Origin of the sequence: Ilumatobacter coccineus YM16-304 (genome assembly GCF_000348785.1) — a bacterium.
GTDB classification, from domain to species: domain Bacteria; phylum Actinomycetota; class Acidimicrobiia; order Acidimicrobiales; family Ilumatobacteraceae; genus Ilumatobacter_A; species Ilumatobacter_A coccineus.
This window is the reverse complement of sequence record NC_020520.1, coordinates 3,439,828-3,457,342: the sequence shown is the minus strand read 5'-3', so window position 1 is coordinate 3,457,342 and position 17,515 is coordinate 3,439,828. Positions and strand designations below refer to the sequence as shown.

Below are 17,515 nucleotides of genomic sequence, written 5' to 3'. Positions count from 1 at the left end.
CTGGCCAGGTCACGCCATGTGTCGCCAAGTCACGCCAGGTCACGGTGCCTCGCCCGCCCGGTCGGCGGATGACGGTCCAGTCGTCGGAGCGTGCCGAACGCCCGGCATGGGTCGAGAGGTCCCCCCGACTAAATTGACCCCCATGCCGAAGGGTTCGAAGGTGCCGCACCACGAGAAGATGAGTCGGCCGGGTCTCCCCCGTCTGACCACACCGATGGTCCGCGACGGCGGTGAACTCCGACCCGCGACTTGGGACGAAGCGCTCGACCGTGCGGCAGCGGGCCTCGGCGCGGCGCGCACCCGGATCGCCGACGGCACCAATCCGAATGCGTTCGGCATGTTCTCGTGCTCGAAGGCCACCAACGAGGTGAACTACCTCGCGCAGAAGTTCTCCCGCATGGTGATGGGGTCGAACAACATCGACTCCTGCAACCGGACTTGACACGCTCCCAGCGTCGTCGGTCTGGCGACAGTGTTCGGAGCAGGCGGGGGAACCGTCTCGTATGAGGAGATCGAGGAGGCCGACGTGATCGTCCTCTGGGGATCGAACGCGCGCGAGGCGCATCCGATCTTCTTCCACCATCTCCTCACAGGAGTCAAGAATGGCGCCTCGATGTACTGCGTCGACCCGCGCCGCACCTCGTCGTCGAAGTTCGCCGACCTGTGGCTCGGCCTCGACGTGGGTACCGACATCGCCCTCGCCAACGGCATCGCCCGCGAGATCATCCACGCCGGGTTGACGAACGAGGAGTTCATCGCGCACTCGACGCAGGGCTACGAGGAGTTCGCCGCATCGGTCGAGCCGTACACGCTCGACGTCGCTGCCGAGATCACCGGCGTGCCGGCCGACGCGATCCGCGAGCTGGCGCACGCCTACGCCACCGGCGACAAGTCGCAGATTCTCTGGACGCTCGGCATCACCGAGCATCACAACGCCGTCGACAACGTGTTGTCGCTGTGCAACCTGGCGTTGCTCACCGGCCACGTCGGACGGTGGGGATCGGGCCTCGTTCCGCTCCGCGGGCAGAACAACGTGCAGGGCGGCGGCGACATGGGCGCGCTGCCCGACAAGTTGCCGGGCTTCCAGAGCGTCGACGACGACGCCGAACGCGCCAAGTTCGAGGCGGTCTACGGCACGTCGCTCAACCCGACACCGGGTCTCCACCTGACGCTGATGTTCGAAGCGATGGAGCGCGGCGAGATGACCGCGGCGTACGTGGTCGGCGAGAACCCCGCCGATTCCGAAGCCGACATCCAGCACGCTCGGAAACTGCTCGGCGGCCTCGACTGCCTCGTGGTGCAAGACATCTTCATGACCCGCACCGCCGAACTCGCCGACGTCGTGTTCCCGGCCTCGGTCGCGTGGGCGGAGTCCGACGGAACGGTCACGTCGTCGGAGCGGCGGGTCCAGCGGGTGCGCGGCGCCGTCGTTCCTCCGGGTGAGGCGCGCCACGACGTCGACATCATGGTGGCGCTCGCCGATCGGCTCGGCGTCGACCTCGGCACGAGCGAGCCCGAAGCGCTCTGGGACGAGCTCCGTTCGCTGTCGCCATTGCACGCCGGCATGTCGTACGACCGACTCGAGTCCGAAGGCGGCTTGCAGTGGCCCTGCCCGACCGATGATCACCCGGGCTCGCCGTTCCTCCACGGATGGTTGTGGGAGCACGACCTCGGCGGACGCGAGCCGGCTCCGTTCTCGGTCGTCGAGCACGAAGGCCCGAAAGAGCAGTTGACCGCCGAGTTTCCACTCCGCCTCACCACGGGTCGTTCGCTCGACTCGTACAACACCGGGGTGCAGTCGGGCGGCTTCACGTCACCGATCCGGTACGGCGAGGCGCTGGACCTCAACCCGGCCGATGCGGCGGCCGCCGGCGTCGTCGACGGTGAAGTCGTCAAGGTGTCGTCGCCACGCGGCGCGATCGAGATGGCGATCCGGATCCAGCCCGACATTCCCGAAGGGCTCACCTTCACGACGTTCCACTTTCCCGAACTCGTCGACGTCAACGTGTTGACCAACGACGCATGGGACCGGCGCTCGGGCACGTCGGAGTTCAAGGCGGCCTCGATCCGCATCGACAAACTGCCCGCCGAAGGAGTGCGTTGATGGCCGACCTCAAGCTCACGGTCGACCATTCGACCGACGCAGAGCGAGGGGCGGTCGATGCGGTGCTCACCGCCGACGATCACGCGGTGGTTCGGGTGACCGAACGCCTGGTACGAGGCGGCATGGCGCGTCGCAAGGCTCGGCGACACCTTCTGCTGCCAGGCCTGCACGCGCTCCAAGCCGAAGTCGGCTGGATCAGCCCGGGAGGTCTGAACTACCTGTGTGACGTGCTGCAGGTGCCTCCCGCCGAGGGGTACGGCGTCGCCACGTTCTACGACATGTTTCGCACCGACGACCCGGGCCACACCGACTCGGTGCATCACGTGTGCATCGACACGGCGTGTCACATCGCCGGCGCCGAGCAGTTCGCACAGCAGCTCGAGGCCGAGGGCAAGCAGGTGCACCGGGGCCCCTGTCTGGGACAGTGCGAGCGAGCACCGGCCCGGTTCGTGCAGGGCCGAGGCGAACCCGATCACGTGCCGGCCGACACCAGCGGCCAGCCCGCCGCGCCACACCGCGCGAGCGTCCGACGTCTGCTGAAGCGGGTCGGTGTGGTCGACCCGACGTCGTTGGCGTCGTACCGCGAACACGGCGGCTACGCGGCCCTCGCCCGCGCGATCGACATCGGTCCCGACGCGATGATCGACGAGATCCGCGCCGCCGGACTCACCGGTCGCGGCGGCGCGGCGTTCCCCACGGCGATCAAGTGGCGCGGCGTCGCCGACGAGCACGGCCGCTCGAAGCACGTCATCGCGAACGCCGACGAGTCGGAGCCCGGAACGTTCAAGGACCGTGTGGTGATGGAGAACGACCCGTTCTCGGTCATCGAAGGGCTCACGCTGGCCGGGCTCACCGTCGGGGCCGAGCACGGTTGGATCTACATCCGTGGCGAGTACCCGTTGGCGACCCGACGCCTGCGCCACGCGATCGACGAGGCCAGGTCTGCCGGGCTGCTCGGTGGCGACGTGCTCGGAAGCGGTCAGGCGTTCGACATCGAACTGCGGCGCGGGGCAGGCGCGTACATCTGCGGCGAGGAGACGGCCCTGATCGAGTCGATCGAAGGGTTCCGTGGCGAGCCGCGCAACAAGCCACCCTTCCCGTCGACGCACGGACTGTTCGGCGAACCGACCGCCGTCAACAACCCCGAGACCCTCCTCAGTGCGATGTACATCGCCGAGCACGGACCCGACACGTTCCGGCTCGAGGGGACCGAGAAGTCGCCGGGCACCCGACTGTTCTGTCTGTCCGGCCACGTCGCCGCCCCGGGCGTGTACGAAGTCGCGATGGGCACCACGCTGGGCGACCTGATCGAACTCGCCGGCGGTGCCACCGGAACCACCCGCGCGATCTTGATGGGTGGTGCTGCGGGGACCTTCGTCGGCGCTGATCAACTCGACATGCCGCTCACCCACGAAGACACACGCGAGCGCGGCACCACGCTCGGTTCGGGCGTGGTGACGCTGTTCGACGACTCGGTCGACTTCATGTCGCTCGTGCTCCGCATCGCCGAGTTCTTCCGCGGTGAGTCGTGCGGTCAATGCGTGCCCTGTCGGGTCGGTGTCGTCCGACAGCACGAGGTGCTCGTCGAACTCCGCGATTCGGGTGCGGCGCTGCGTCCCGAGCGACACGAACTCGTCGACGACATCGCCCGAGCCATGGCCGATGCCTCGATCTGCGGGCTCGGTCACACCGCGGCCGGCGCGGTGCAGTCGGCGATCCGCCTCGGCCTCATCGGAGGAACACCATGACCACCGACTGGAGCAGCCTCGACCCCGCGCTCGCCGACACCACGGTGAGCGTCACCATCGACGGCGCCAGCGTCACCGTGCCGGCTGGTGACACGATCCTCGACGCGTGCACGGCGCACGGCGTCGACACCCCGACGATCTGTTACGCCGAGAACCTCACGCCGGTCAACGCCTGCCGGGTGTGCGTGGTCGAGGTCGAAGGGAACCGGACCCTCGTTCCCGCGTGTTCGCGACCGGCCGAAGACGGCATGGAGATCCAGACCGACTCCGAACGGGTCCGGCACTCGCGCAAGATGGTGCTCGAGTTCCTCGGCACGACCAACGATCTCAGTGAAGCGCCCGCCATCAACGCGATGTCGGAGCGCTACGACGCCGACATCACGCGCTATGCGACCGATCACGCTCGATTCGACCAGGACGTCAAGATCGACGACGACCTCTACATCCGTGACTACGACAAGTGCGTGCTCTGCTACAAGTGCGTCGACGCGTGCGGCGAGGAAGCGCAGTTCACGTTCGCCATCGCCATGTCGGGGCGCGGGTTCGACAACCGGATCTCGACGGAGTTCGACGTGACGCTGCCCGACTCGGCGTGCGTCTACTGCGGCAACTGCATCGGGGTGTGCCCCACCAACGCGCTGCAGTTCAAGACCGAGTTCGATCTCCGACGCGCGGGGGAGTGGCGAGAAGACGAACAGACCGTGACCCGCACCGTGTGCTCGTACTGCGGGGTCGGTTGCAACCTCGAACTGCACGTCCAAGACAACGAGATCGTCAAGGTCACCAGCCCGGCCGATCACTCGGTCACCCACGGACATCTGTGCGTGAAGGGTCGCTTCGGCTGGAAGTACGTATCGGCGACCTGACGATCGACGCGGTGACCGACTCGCCGGACGCTTTGTCTCAGAGACAAACCGTCCGGGCGTCGGATCTGGCGACCGGAATCGAGCTGGCTCAGCGGTCGCCGATTCGGGGGCGCTCCAAAAAGTGGGCGAGACTGACGGCGATGGATTTCGACCTGCCACCCGACGATCATCCCGCCCGACTCGCCGTCCGCGAGTGGATCGCAGCGAACCCGAACCCGACGGGTCGCACGATCGCCGACGCCGGCTACGTCGTGCCGCACTGGCCCGAACCGTGGGGGCTCGCTGCCGGGCCGATCGAGCAACTCGTCATCGACGACGAACTCTCGAAGGCCGGAATCTCGCGGCCGAGCAACGCCATCGGCATCGGGTGGGCCGCCCCGACGATCCTGCTCGCCGGTACGCCCGAGCAGCACGCTCGCTACCTCCCGAAGATCTTCAGCGGTGAAGAGATCTGGTGCCAACTGTTCTCCGAACCCGATGCCGGCTCCGACCTGGCAAACCTGGCCACACGGGCGGTTCGTGACGGCGACGAGTACGTGATCAACGGGTCGAAGATCTGGTCGAGCGGCGCTCACCACTCGCAGTTCGGCATCTTGATCGCGCGCACCGATCCCGATCAGCCGAAGCACAAGGGCATCTCGTACTTCATCATGCCGATGGATGCCGAGGGGCTCGCGATGAGCCCGATCGTCGACATGACGACGGCGCACTCGTTCAACCAGGTGTTCTTCGACAACGTCCGCATCCCTGCCGAGAACCTGGTCGGTGACGAGGGAGACGGTTGGCGACTCGCGAAGGTGACGCTCTCGAACGAGCGCGTGTCGTTGTCGTCGGCCGGATCGATGTGGGGCGTGGGCCCCTCGGCCGAGCATCTGCTCGGTCTCATCCGAGACGGCGGCGGCATCGACGACCCGGTGCTCCGCGACGAAGCGGCCTCGGTGTACATCGAGGCCGAGTTGCTGCGGCTCAACAGGTTCCGCAGCCTCAGCGCCACGCTCCAGGGCAAGACCCCGGGGCCCGAAGCCTCGATCCAGAAGATCATGGCCGACGATCACGGCCAACGTGTGCTCGCCTTGGCGAAAGCGGTCGCCGGAGCCACCGGCATGCTCACCGGTTCGGGTCCCGCCGGTGTGGTGCCGTCGTCGATGCAGGGTGCGCCGACCGAGAACAACTTCTCGGCGAGCGATTCTCCGTTCCCCGACGTCGATCCGATCTGGCACTACGGCTTCCTGTTCTCGCCGGCGCTGACCCTCGGTGGCGGCACGTTCGCCGTGCAACGCAACATCGTCGCCGAGCACGTGCTCGGCCTGCCTCGAGAGCCGAACGTCGAGCGCGGCTTGAGTTGGTCGGAGGCGCGTAAGTTGGCGGTCTGACCAGCACGTCGTCACAACGTCGGCGCAGCAGTCGAGCGCCGAGCCGAGTCGCGTGACGGCCGAATGGGCAGACGGTGGTCACAACGGCGGCGACGGGAGACGGGTTCGTTACCCTCGCGCGTGATGGTTGCGGAGCGGGTGGCGTCCCCGAGACGTTCGGCGTCTGGCCGACGGGGAGGAGCGGCACGAGCGCGCGCTGCGCTCGTCGCCGGACTCGTGTTCGCGAGCGTCGGAGTCGCCGCCCACACCAACCCGACGATCGAAGCTGCCGGGATCGTCTTCGTCGTCGACTCGACCGCCGATGACGTCGACGCGGCGCCAGGCGATGGCATCTGTGACACCGGAACCGGTGGGGCGACGCCGGTGTGCACCTTGCGTGCGGCGCTCGACGAGGCCGACGCCCGGCCCGGGCACGACACGATCGAGTTCGCGATCCCCGGGCCTGGCCCGCACCGTCTCGACCCGGCGTCGATGTATCCGCGCATCGACGACCCGGCAGGGGTGACCATCGACGGGTACAGCCAGCCGGGCGCATCGCCCAACACGCTTGCCACGGGCACCGACGCCGTGCTCATGATCGAGATACGCGGCCGAGGGCCCGATGCGATCGACGGGTTCGACATCCGATCGGCGAACAACGTCATCACCGGCGTCTCGATGTTCGACTTCGTCCGCCACATCCGCATTTTCGGTTCGGCGGCGCACGACAACCGGGTCGTCGGCAACTTCCTCGGCACCGACGCGTCGGCGACGTTCGGTCAGGTCGCCCGCCAGACCAACGCCAACGCCGTGCACATCGAGCGCGGCGCCTCGGCGAACCGCATCGGGATGCCCGGCGCTGCCAACCGCAACCTGTTCGCCGGCAACGCCGACAAGGGCGTCGCCATGTTCGACTCGGGTACGCAGTTCAACCTCGTGCAGAACAACCTCTTCGGGCTCACCCCCGACGGATCGGCTCGCCTGACCAACTGGGGTCACGGCATCGACATCAACTTCAACGCCAGCTACAACGTGGTCGGCGGCTGGAACCCCGGCGAAGGCAACGTGGTCGCCGGCAGCGAACTCTCCGGCATCGAGATCTCGCACAACGTGGGCACCGGGGTCACGACCGGCAACCAGGTCGTCAACAACCTGATCGGCACCGTGCCCGACGGTTCGGCGGCACCGATCTATGCCGGCAACCGCGAGTTCGGGATCAACTTCGAAGGCAAGCCGCGCTGTGCCGATTCGTGCCCGGTCGACATCTCGGGCAACCTCGCTGCCGGCAATGTCGTCGTCGGCTCGAACGCCGACGTCATGTTCTGGAAGGGTGCGAACGACAACCTCGTCGTCGACAACATCATCGGTGTCCTCGCCGACGGGTCGCCTGCCGAGTCGTCGGCCGCCACCACGTGGGGCGTGCTGATCCAGGCCGGAGCGTTCGACAATCGGGTCGAACGCAACACGATCGCCGGCGTGCCGCGCGGCGTCATGATCAAACCCGACAACGACTTCCCGAGCGAGTGTCTCGCGAGCGACGTCGTGTGCCCCGAGGACGCGAGCTTCCCCACGTACGGCAACACACTCAGCCGCAACTCGATCCGCGACATCGGACCGGGCCTCGGCATCGACCTCAGCGCCGGCGGTTTCAGCTCGGGTCCCGACGATCCGCCCACTGCCGACGTGCAGGGCGGCATCGCGATCCCGGTGGTCACCGAGGTGACGACCGACGCACTCACGGCCACGACGTGTGCCGGGTGCACGGTCGAGGTGTTCGTCACGCCGACGCCGGCGTGCACCGGCTGTTTCGAGGCATACGGTCGAGGCGAGCGGTGGGTCGCCGACGGAACCGCCGATGCTGCCGGCGACGTGACCGTCACGTTCCGGTCCGACCCCGTCGACGCGTACGTGGTCCTCGCCGGATCGCAGGTCGCCATCCACACGACCGATGCCGCCGGCAACACCTCCGAACACTCGCTGCGCCACACCGTGACCGCCGGGCTGATCGCCCCACCGGCCAGCCCGACCACGACCATCTCGCCGGGCTCGTCGACGTCGATGGTGTCGCTGCCGCCGACCACCATGGCCCCGACCACGACCACCACCACCCTCGTGTCGGCGTCGATGTTCATGATTCGTGGACCTGCCTCGGCCGACGTACGGGCGGTGCGCTGCACGCTCGACGGTACGTGCTGACCTGGGCCGATGATCGCCTGATCGAGCCGATAGCGGCCTCCGTCAAGAGTTGGTCAAGCACGTAGCGTGACCCGTGAACACTGTGCGTCGCTGAGTACGCTTCGCGCATGGGCGGAGGGAGAGTGGCACAGCGCGCTCGACCGACCGTTGCGCGCTTCGTCGTGGCGCTGCTGGCGTCGATGTCGATGGCCTCGCTCGCGATCGTCGTGGTGTCGGAACCCTTCGCACTCGCGGTGGGCGCCACCTTCACGGTGAACTCCACCTCCGACGCATCCGACTCCAACCCGGGCAACGGGGTGTGCAGCACCGGTGGCGCGTCCCCCGTGTGCACGTTGCGAGCCGCGATGGTCGAAGCGAACGCGAACCCCGGACACGACACCATCGAGTTCGACATCCCCGGCTCGTCCAGCCAGGTGCACACGATCCAGCTCGCATCGGCACTGCCGTACATCACCGGTGATGGCGTCACCATCGACGGCTACACGCAGCCGTACTCGTCGCCGAACACCGACCCGTACGCGTCCAACGCCGACATCCGCATCGAAGTACGAGGCGTCGCCCGCCAACCGAGTGTCGGCCTCGATTTCCGTTCGAGTGACAACACGATCCGCGGCCTCGCCCTCTACGACTTCCACAACTCGATTCGGTTCTGGGCCGGCTCGGCGAGTGTCACCGCCGACCGCAACCTCATCGTCGGCAACTTCATCGGCACCAACGCGGCGGGCACGTTCGTCGCCTCGCAGTCGACGACGTCGGGCGACGGAGTCCACATTCAGCAAGGGTCGGCCGCGAACCGGATCGGGGCGCCCGGCAACGCGAACCGCAACGTCATCTCCGGTTCGTCGGGACGTGGTGTCGGTGTGTTCAACCCGGCATCCGACGACAACATCATCGAGAACAACATCGTCGGGCTGAACCCGTCGGGCACCGCGGCGCTGAAGAACCACACGCACGGCATCGACTTGAACTACGGCGCGAGCAGCAACATCATCCGCAACAACGTCATCTCGGGCAACGGCGGTTCGGGTGTCGAGATCTCGCACGATGCGCTCGGTCACGAGGCACACGGTGGCGCTGGTGACACCGAACTGAACGTCGTCGCCGGCAATCTGATCGGCACCGATCCGACCGGCACGATCGCCACCTCGGAACACGGCAACGGCGAGTACGGGGTCGGCCTCGAAGGTCGCGGCCTGTGCGCCACGTTCTGCCCTCCCGACAGCAACGACAACGAGGTGGTCGACAACGTCATCGTCGGCAGCGAGGTCGGCGTCAAGATCTGGCGCGGCTCGCACTCGAACGTCGTGCGCGACAACCACATCGGCGTCCTCGCCGACGGCACGACCGGGTCGACGGCACACACGGAGTGGGGCGTGCTGATCGAAGTCGGTTCGATCGACAACCTCGTCGAAGACAACCGCATCGCTCGGGTCGACACGGGAATCGGCGTACGGCCGAACAGCCAGAATCCGGGCGACGGGATCTACCCCGTGTTCGGCAACACGCTGCGCGGGAACTCGATCGAGTTCGTCGGTCCCGGCCTCGGGGTCGACCTGTCTCCCGACGGGACGCCGACGAACTTCCCCAACGCGCTGCTCGTACAGCACGGTGTGAGCTACGGCGTGATCACCTCGGCCACGACCGACGGGGTGTCGGTCACCGCCTGCGCCGGATGCACCGTCGAACTCTTCGAGACGGCGACGGCGGCAACCGCGTACGGCCTCGGGCGGCGCTCGCTCGGCACGTCGACGGCCACCGGTGGCACGGCCACGTTCGTGTTCCGCGACGACGTCGGCGACCCGTACGTGGTGACCGACGGCGAGTACGTCAGCGCGCTCGTCACCGACCCGAACGGCAGCACCTCGGAGTTCTCACTGCGGCGATCGGTCACGCCCGGAGCCATCGGACCACCGAGCACGACGACGACCACCACCACGACGACCACCACCACGACGAGCACCACGACCACGAGCGTGCCGCCGACCACCACCACGACGAGCACCGTTCCGCCGACCACCACCACCACGACGACCACCAGCACGACGACGACCACCGTGGCGCCGACCAGCACGACCACGACGACGGCACCGGTGGTCACGAGTCCGGCCCCGACGACGAGTGTCCCGGCGGCGCCACCGTCGACGCTCGACGGTCTCGCATCGGTGCGGCATCGACCGACGAAGCCCGAGCGATGCTCGATCAGCGCGGCGTGCTGAGCCGTCGGCGCTACGTTGTCGCCCGTGACTGAGCACGGGGCAGCGGCGGCATTCGGTATCGACATCGGCGGATCGGGCATGAAAGCCGCCGTCGTCGACATCACGACCGGTGAACTGCTCACCGATCGATTCCGGATCGACACACCGAAACCGGCGACCCCCGACGCGATGGCCGACGTCGTCGTGCGGCTCGCCGCCCACCATGGATGGACCGGGAGCGTCGGCTGTGCGTTCCCCGCCGTCGTTCGCAACGGCGTCGTCGGCTCCGCCGCCAACATCGACGAGTCGTGGCTCGACGTCGACGCCGATCAGGTCTTCACCGACGCGCTCGCCGCCGACGTCCACATGATCAACGACGCCGACGCCGCCGGCCTCGCCGAGATGCGCTTCGGCGCCGGTCGGGAGCGCGCCGGTGTCGTGATGGTGCTGACGTTCGGCACCGGTATCGGGTCAGGCCTGTTCGTCGACGGCATGCTGGTTCCCAACACCGAACTCGGGCACCTCGAACTCGACGGCTACGACGCCGAGGTGCGCGCCGCGGCGAGCGCGAGAGAACGCGACGACCTCTCGTGGAAGAAGTGGGCGGCGCGGGTCGAGCGCTACCTGCAGCACGTCGAAGCGCTGTTCTCGCCCAACCTCTTCATCGTCGGCGGCGGAGCCAGCAAGCGGGCCGACAAGTGGCTCCCGGAGATCTCGATCGCCACCGAGATCGTCCCGGCCGCGATGCAGAACAACGCCGGCATCGTCGGCGCAGCGCTCATCGCACCGAAGTAGCCGGGCCGCTTGTTTCTTTTCGTCCCGGTCCAAGGGAAACAAGCGGATGTTTCTTTTCGTCCCGGTCCAAGGGAAACAAGCGGAGCTCTGCGCCGTGCGTCCCGCGGCTCGGTGTCACCCGTCGGTCGATGACCTGGAGCCCGAACGTCGCGCCCGAATCCGGCCGAGCACCGTGCGACTCTCCTGGATGACGCCGGCGCTCGACGCGCGGATCTCGTTGACCTCGGCGCCGATCAGGAGCACGACGCACACCGCCCACAACCACGTGAGACCGAGCAGCAATGCGCCCGCTGCGCCGAGCACTTCGTTGCCGTCCCCGCCGATCAGGCGGACGTACCAGCCGAAGGCGAGCGAGAGCACCAGCCAGCCCACCGCGGCGACGAGCGCACCGGGCAGGTCGTAGCGCCACGGCGTGTGGTGGTTGGGACCGATGTGGAAGATGGTGGCCGCCCACATCACCAGCACGACGAACGCGCCGAGGAGCCGGATGATCGTGGGGATGCCGATTGCGCCACCCACTGCCCAGAGCGCCGTCGACACGGCGACGGCGAACAACGTGCCGATCGCCAGACCGACGGCGAGGAGCCGAGTGTGCGCGAAGTTGCGGCCCGACTCGACGTCGCACACCCGGTCGAGGCCACGGATCAGACCGGCGAAACCGCGCGACAGCGTGAAGATCGACGTCGCGATCGACACGCTCAACACACCGGGCTGGTTGCGACTGAACAGATCGTTGACGGAGTCCTTGAGCGTTTCGGCCTCGCTGGTGAACACCCGGTCGATGAACTCGAGCGACGCTCGCTGCAGTTCGTCGGCGAGTCCGTCGCCGAGCAGCGACACCGACGACAGTGCGGCGAGCAGCGCCGCGGGGAGGCTCAACAAGAGCCAGAACGCGACGCTCGCCGCCTGGTCGAACAATTCGTCGTCACGGATCTCGCGCACCAGTCGGAGGTCGAGCATCCTGTCGAGCCACTGTCGCATCACCGTCGAGTGTGGCGTGGCGAGGGCGAGTTTCCGAGTCCCTCGGCCCAGAGTTCAGACGAGGTAGTGGCGCACCGACAGTCGTTCCGCCGAGTCGTCGTCGGGCACGGGCAGCTGTGCCACCACCCGCAGACTCGGCCACTCGACCGGAGCGAGCTGCTGATACTCGAACGTGAGCTCGCCGGCAGCCGGGTGCTGGAAGCGGCGGAGCCGGGTCTCGAAACCCGACACATCGTGCTCGGGCCACCAGGCCGCGAACTCTGCGCTCTCCTCGCACAGCAGATCGATCAACTCGGTCATCGCAGCGTCGTGGCGGATGGCGGAGGTCGCCGAGCGGAACTCGGCGAGGGCCTGTCGGGCGTGGATGTCCCAGTCGATGATGAGCTCGCGTGTTGCCGGGTCGGCGAACAGCACCCACAGCAGGTTGCGTCGAGGCGGCTCCAGTTCGACGATGCGTGGGTAGAGGCGCTCCTGGGCCGTGTTCCAGGCGACGAACTCCCAGCGCGGGCCGAGGACGTATGCCGGGGCGGGCATCAGCGAGTCGAGCAGCCGGGTCAGGGCGCTCGGTGCCTCAGCCGGAGCGTCGACGTCGGCGGTGCCGGGGTCGGTGAGCGCGAGCAGGTGGTCTTGACCTGCTTCGTCGAGTCGGAGGGCTCGACCGATCGCGAGCAGCACGTCGTCGGAGGCGTTGATCCGTCGACCCTGTTCGAGCCACGTGTACCACGTGACCGACACGCCGGCGAGCAGCGCGACCTCTTCGCGCCGCAGGCCCGGCGTTCGGCGGCCGCGTCCGACGGGCAGGCCGACCTGTTCGGGGCGGATCGCTTCGCGCCGGGCGCGCAGGAACGCGGCGAGCTCTCTCCGATGGTCAGCACCCCCACTCACGGGCACCAGTCAAACAGACGGGGGAGCGATCCGGAGTGGCGAGCCTGGTGCTCAGGATTCCCCGGTCGGCCGGCAGGGCTGACCCTTGAGCGAATCGCACGCCGGGTAGGTCTCGGGAGCGTCGACGCCGGGAACCACGGGCAGGACGAGCCGCGACGGGAAGTCCGGCCCGACGCCGATCTCCACCCGCTCGCCGCCGCTGATCGTGTCGAACACCCAGGTGGCCCGATTGCCGCCCGGCGCGTCGACCATCAGCTGGATCTGCGAGCCCGCTCGGAAGGTGTGCGCGAACGGCAGGATCTCGACGCGGGCGAGCGAGAACGCTGGGTCGTCGCCGTCGGGATCCGGGAGCGGCGCGAGGTCGGCCTCGAGATACGAGCGGACCGGGCGGAGCTCGCTCGACTCGTCGTCGAGCAGCGCCCGGTGGCTCGCGCGTAGCCAGCCCGATTGGACCATCACCTCGTTGCCATCGGGACGGATCTCGGTGAGCGTGACCTCCAGGTCGGTGTCGCCCAGGTTGCTGCTCACCCACAGGTCGGCCGATGCGGAGCCGATCATCACGAGGGTGTCGGCGAGCGGCGCGCTCACGAAGTCGGCGAACGTGCCGGGGGCGGGCTCCTGCCAGTCCCAGACCACGTCGGTGCGCCACAGGTCGGAGGAGTTGCCGTCCCAGAACGTGGCGGGCACGCCATCGGGGAGCGCGAGGTACTCGATGCTCCCATCGGTGGTCTCGGGCTGTTCGAGCAGATTGCCGTCGAGGCCGAGGTGGAACGGTGTCGCCACGGTGCCCGGAATCGGCCACTCGTCGAAGCCGGCGGTGTAGCGAGCGAGCGGTGTCAGCGGTGGCGCCCCGTCGGACGCACCCTGTTCGAACAGGATCTCGATCGAGGGCTCGGCTTCGAAGGCGGCGAGCGCGTCGGCGTACTCCATTCCGGCGAACCGGTCGGTCGGCAACACGAAGTCGCTCGTGCCGAAGATGCCCTCGGCGAGGATGGGGGCGACGAGTCGGGTCGTGGTGAGGTCGGGCGTGCGCTCGGCCACGTACAGCTCGAGGAACTCGATCAACCGCGGGAACACCGCGGGGCTGATCGACTCGGTGTGGAGCCCGTTGAGCAGCGAGACGTAGAGCTGGTCGGTGCCGGTGAACTCGGGGATCATCGTCGGGAATCGTCCGCCGGTCTGTTCGTCTTGCCAGGCGCCCGACATGAAGGTCGGGACCTCGATCTGATCGACGAACGTGCGCGGCGCGATCTCGTCGCCGAGTTCGGTCGTGTAGTACGGCGTGTCCATGATCTCGGCGACGACGTCGGGATTCTGGAGTCGCTCCGACTGGTTGGCGGCACACACCTCGTCGCCGGCGAGGATCTGGTCGGTGACCCAGCCCTGCCCCTCGTCGGTCAACTCGCCGGACGGGTCGATCGCGGGGCGGCCGTCGTCGAGGCGGTCCTGGGTCCACTCGACGGCGAAGCCGGTGTTGAGGATGCCGCCGGGGTAGAGGTTCCCCTGATAGCTGTCGTCGAGCACCGAAAGCGGCGTGATCGCAGCGAGGCTCGGCGGTTGCGTCTGAGCGACGAAGAGTTGGCTGATGCCGGGGTACGAGATGCCGACCATGCCGGCCCGGTTGTTCAGCGCCCACGGCTGTGCGGCGACCGCTTCGATCACGTCGTAGCCGTCGGTGCTCTGCGTGTACTCGAAGAATCGGAACGAACCGCCGCTGCAGCCGCTGCCGCGCATGTTGACCGCAACGTAGGCGTAGCCGAGCGGCGGGAACAGATCCTTGAAGCCGCCTCCGTTCGGGTTGCTCACCGAGTAGCCGGAGTACTCGACGACCGTCGGGTACGGCCCGTCCTCGGCGGGGCCGGGCAAGACGACGTTGACGCTGAGCAGCGTGCCGTCGCGGGTCTCGAGGTAGCCGAAACCTGGTGCGGGCAGTCGTTGCTCGGCGTAGAACGCGGGGTCGGGATGCTCGTCGCGAGCGAGGACGTCGATCGGTTCGGTGACGCCGTCGTCGGTACGGAGTCGGTGATCCAGGTCGGCGTCGAGCCCTCTGGCGATGAACGTGCCGAAGTCGTCGACGGCCCCGGATGCGACCGTGTCGTCGCCGGCCATCACGTCGATCGTGGTGCCGGGTGTGGCTCCGTTCAAGGTGATCTGCTCGACACCGGCGCGCACGTCGAGTTCGATCACCGCAGGTTCGGGTTCGGGTTCGGGCTCGTCGACCGTCGTGGGTTCGGGTTCGGGGTCGGTCGCCGGATCGGTCGTCGGTGCGTCGGTCGGCGTCGTGACCGCGGCGTCGTCGTTCTGGTCGGCCCCGTCTCCGCTGCTCGAACACGCGGCGACGGCCAACGCCATCGCCACGAACGGACCGAACACACGACGCTGCATCGGCGCATCCTCGCGTGCCTCGCGGCGGCGCGCGCATTCGTCGTCGAGAGTTGGTTCCGCGACTCCTGGCGCGGCGTAACCTTCTCGGTCGTGACGAACCTCGCTGCCAACCCGATCGCACCCGACGCCTTCGACCTCGATGCGATGCTCGGTGATCTGCGCGAACTGGTCGAGATCGAGTCGCCGTCGCTCGACGTCGATGCCGTCACCAGGTCGGCCGAGGCACTCGCCGCGATGATCGAACGCCACCTGGGCGGCACCACCGAACTCGTCGAGAGCCCGGTCGGCCCGCACGTCCACTGGAAGGGTGGCGGCACCCCGAAGGTGCTGCTCCTCGGCCATCACGACACCGTGTTCCCGATGGGAACCCTCGCCGAGCGGCCCTTCGACGTGACCGACGGCGTCGCCACCGGCCCCGGTGTGTTCGACATGCTCGGCGGCATCGTGCAGGCACTCCACGGCCTGGCCCGGCTCGACGACACCTCGGGCGTCGAGCTGCTGTTCAGCTCCGACGAGGAAGTCGGCTCGCACCACTCGCGCGAGTTGATCGAGGAACGGGCGACGGCATGCGGCAACGTGCTGGTGCTCGAACCATCGGCCGACGGCGGCACGCTCAAGACGGGGCGCAAGGGCTGCGGCACCTTCGAGGTGATCGTTCGAGGGCGTGCCGCGCACGCCGGACTCGAACCCGAGAACGGCATCAACGCCCTGGTCGAGGCGGCGCACCAGGTCCTCGAGATCAACCGGTTCGGCGACGAGTCGGTCGGCACCACGGTCACGCCCACTGTCGCCACCGCCGGTACCACCGACAACGTCGTGCCCGCCGAGGCCCGCATCCGCGTCGACGTGCGCGTCGAGTCGGCCGACGAGAAGCAGCGCGTCGAAGCGGCGATGGCGGCGTTGTCGCCCGCCGTGTCCGACGCGTCGATCGAAGTGCTGGGTGCGATCGGCCGCCCTCCCATGCCCGAATCGGCGTCGGCCACACTGTTCCCGCTCGCTCAGGAGGTGGCACCCGGCATCGACGGCATCGCGGTCGGTGGCGGGAGCGACGGCAACTTCACCGCGGCGATCGGCGTCCCGACACTCGACGGCCTCGGGGCGGTCGGAGGCGGCGCACACGCCGACACCGAACACGTCGTCGTCGCCACCATGCCCGAACGAGCCGCCCTCATCGCCAACCTCGTCGCCGCCATCCAGTCCTGACCCGCATCATCGGGTGTCTGACACCGTTTGACGGCGGGTGGGGGAGCGTGCGGGTACGGTCGCTGGGATGTTGGACCCGTCGACCCGAACCGTGATGATCAGCGGCGCGAACCGTGGTATCGGTCGCGCTGTCGCCCGCCGACTCCACGCCGCGGGCTATCGAGTGAGCGTCGGTGGTCGCTCGGTCGATGCGCTCGACGAGGCGATGTCGGGCCTCGACGCCGATCGGGTGCTGACGCACCATTTCGACGCCACCGACCCAGCCACGGGCGCAGCGTGGATCGCCGCCACCGTCGAACGATTCGGTTCGCTCGACGTGCTCGTCAACAACGCCGGCATCCTCGACGAGGCGTCACTCGAGGATCTCACCGACGACGGCCTCGACGCGATGTGGGAGGTCAACGTGAAGGCCCCACTTCGGCTCATCCAGGCGGCGCTTCCGCACCTGCGATCATGCGGGTCGGGTCGCGTCGTCAACGTCGCGTCGCTGTCGGGCGTGCGGGTCGCCGGCACATTCGCACCCGGTTACGCGATGACCAAGCACGCGGTGATGGCGCTCACCGAGGCGACGAAACAGGCCGGCTGGGACGACGGCATCCGCGCGATGTCGCTGTGCCCCGGGTTCGTCTCCACCGACATGACGTCGGAGTTCGGCATCGACCAGGAGACGATGATCGATCCCGACGACCTCGCCGAACTGGTCGCCACCACCATCGCGCTGCCGAACACGGCGTCGGTGGCGCAACTCAACGTGGCCTGTCGGCTCGAACCGCACCTCTGAAGGAGCCGGGTGCCTCCCTTGTCG

12 protein-coding genes are annotated in these 17,515 nt (G+C 68.1%); 9 read left to right on the top strand and 3 right to left on the bottom strand.

The window, feature by feature from the left end; translation table 11 throughout:
- Window positions 1-106 precede the first annotated feature (106 nt).
- The 7 genes from YM304_RS15530 to ppgK all read left to right on the top strand — a co-directional run bounded on the left by YM304_RS15530 (window position 107) and on the right by ppgK (window position 11,256).
- Window positions 107-2,104 (top strand): formate dehydrogenase H subunit alpha, selenocysteine-containing, encoded by a 1,998-nt coding sequence (locus tag YM304_RS15530; protein WP_015442656.1) that lies wholly within the window; start codon window positions 107-109, stop codon window positions 2,102-2,104.
- Window positions 2,104-3,852 carry an NAD(P)H-dependent oxidoreductase subunit E gene (locus YM304_RS15525; protein ID WP_015442655.1) on the top strand — a complete coding sequence of 583 codons (1,749 nt, stop codon included), beginning with the start codon at window positions 2,104-2,106 and terminating at the stop codon, window positions 3,850-3,852. The genes YM304_RS15530 and YM304_RS15525 overlap by 1 nt, the downstream gene beginning before the upstream one ends.
- Window positions 3,849-4,718: a 2Fe-2S iron-sulfur cluster-binding protein gene (locus tag YM304_RS15520; protein ID WP_015442654.1), complete on the top strand. Its 870-nt coding sequence runs from the start codon at window positions 3,849-3,851 to the stop codon at window positions 4,716-4,718. The genes YM304_RS15525 and YM304_RS15520 overlap by 4 nt, the downstream gene beginning before the upstream one ends.
- A 140-nt stretch (window positions 4,719-4,858) precedes the next feature.
- The gene (locus YM304_RS15515) at window positions 4,859-6,091 is read left to right on the top strand and encodes an acyl-CoA dehydrogenase family protein (protein ID WP_154723486.1); all 1,233 of its coding nucleotides are present in this window, start codon (window positions 4,859-4,861) and stop codon (window positions 6,089-6,091) included.
- A gap of 123 nt (window positions 6,092-6,214) precedes the next feature.
- Complete coding sequence (locus YM304_RS15510) at window positions 6,215-8,266, top strand: CSLREA domain-containing protein (RefSeq protein ID WP_162142085.1); 2,052 nt, start codon at window positions 6,215-6,217, stop codon at window positions 8,264-8,266.
- 107 nt (window positions 8,267-8,373) lie between these two features.
- Window positions 8,374-10,482: a CSLREA domain-containing protein gene (locus YM304_RS24820; protein WP_015442651.1), complete on the top strand. Its 2,109-nt coding sequence runs from the start codon at window positions 8,374-8,376 to the stop codon at window positions 10,480-10,482.
- A 24-nt stretch (window positions 10,483-10,506) separates the two neighbouring features.
- Window positions 10,507-11,256, top strand: a complete 750-nt coding sequence (gene ppgK / locus YM304_RS15500) for a polyphosphate--glucose phosphotransferase (protein ID WP_015442650.1) — start codon at window positions 10,507-10,509, stop codon at window positions 11,254-11,256.
- 114 nt (window positions 11,257-11,370) lie between these two features.
- Here ppgK and YM304_RS15495 read toward each other — a convergent pair whose 3' ends face one another.
- Genes YM304_RS15495 through YM304_RS15485 form a run of 3 tightly spaced genes read right to left on the bottom strand, consistent with a single transcriptional unit; the run spans window position 11,371 to window position 15,507 of the window.
- Window positions 11,371-12,237 (bottom strand): YihY/virulence factor BrkB family protein, encoded by an 867-nt coding sequence (locus tag YM304_RS15495; RefSeq protein ID WP_015442649.1) that lies wholly within the window; start codon window positions 12,235-12,237, stop codon window positions 11,371-11,373.
- A 54-nt stretch (window positions 12,238-12,291) separates the two neighbouring features.
- Entirely contained in the window at window positions 12,292-13,122 is an 831-nt protein-coding gene (locus YM304_RS15490; RefSeq protein WP_015442648.1) for a helix-turn-helix transcriptional regulator, read from the bottom strand.
- A gap of 51 nt (window positions 13,123-13,173) precedes the next feature.
- Window positions 13,174-15,507, bottom strand: a complete 2,334-nt coding sequence (locus YM304_RS15485) for a CocE/NonD family hydrolase (RefSeq protein WP_015442647.1) — start codon at window positions 15,505-15,507, stop codon at window positions 13,174-13,176.
- A 144-nt stretch (window positions 15,508-15,651) separates the two neighbouring features.
- On the opposite strand from YM304_RS15485, the gene YM304_RS15480 reads away from it, so the two are divergent.
- The gene (locus tag YM304_RS15480) at window positions 15,652-16,710 is read left to right on the top strand and encodes a M20 family metallopeptidase (RefSeq protein ID WP_051071596.1); all 1,059 of its coding nucleotides are present in this window, start codon (window positions 15,652-15,654) and stop codon (window positions 16,708-16,710) included.
- Between the two features lie 67 nt (window positions 16,711-16,777).
- Window positions 16,778-17,491: an SDR family NAD(P)-dependent oxidoreductase gene (locus tag YM304_RS15475; RefSeq protein WP_015442645.1), complete on the top strand. Its 714-nt coding sequence runs from the start codon at window positions 16,778-16,780 to the stop codon at window positions 17,489-17,491.
- Window positions 17,492-17,515 lie beyond the last annotated feature (24 nt).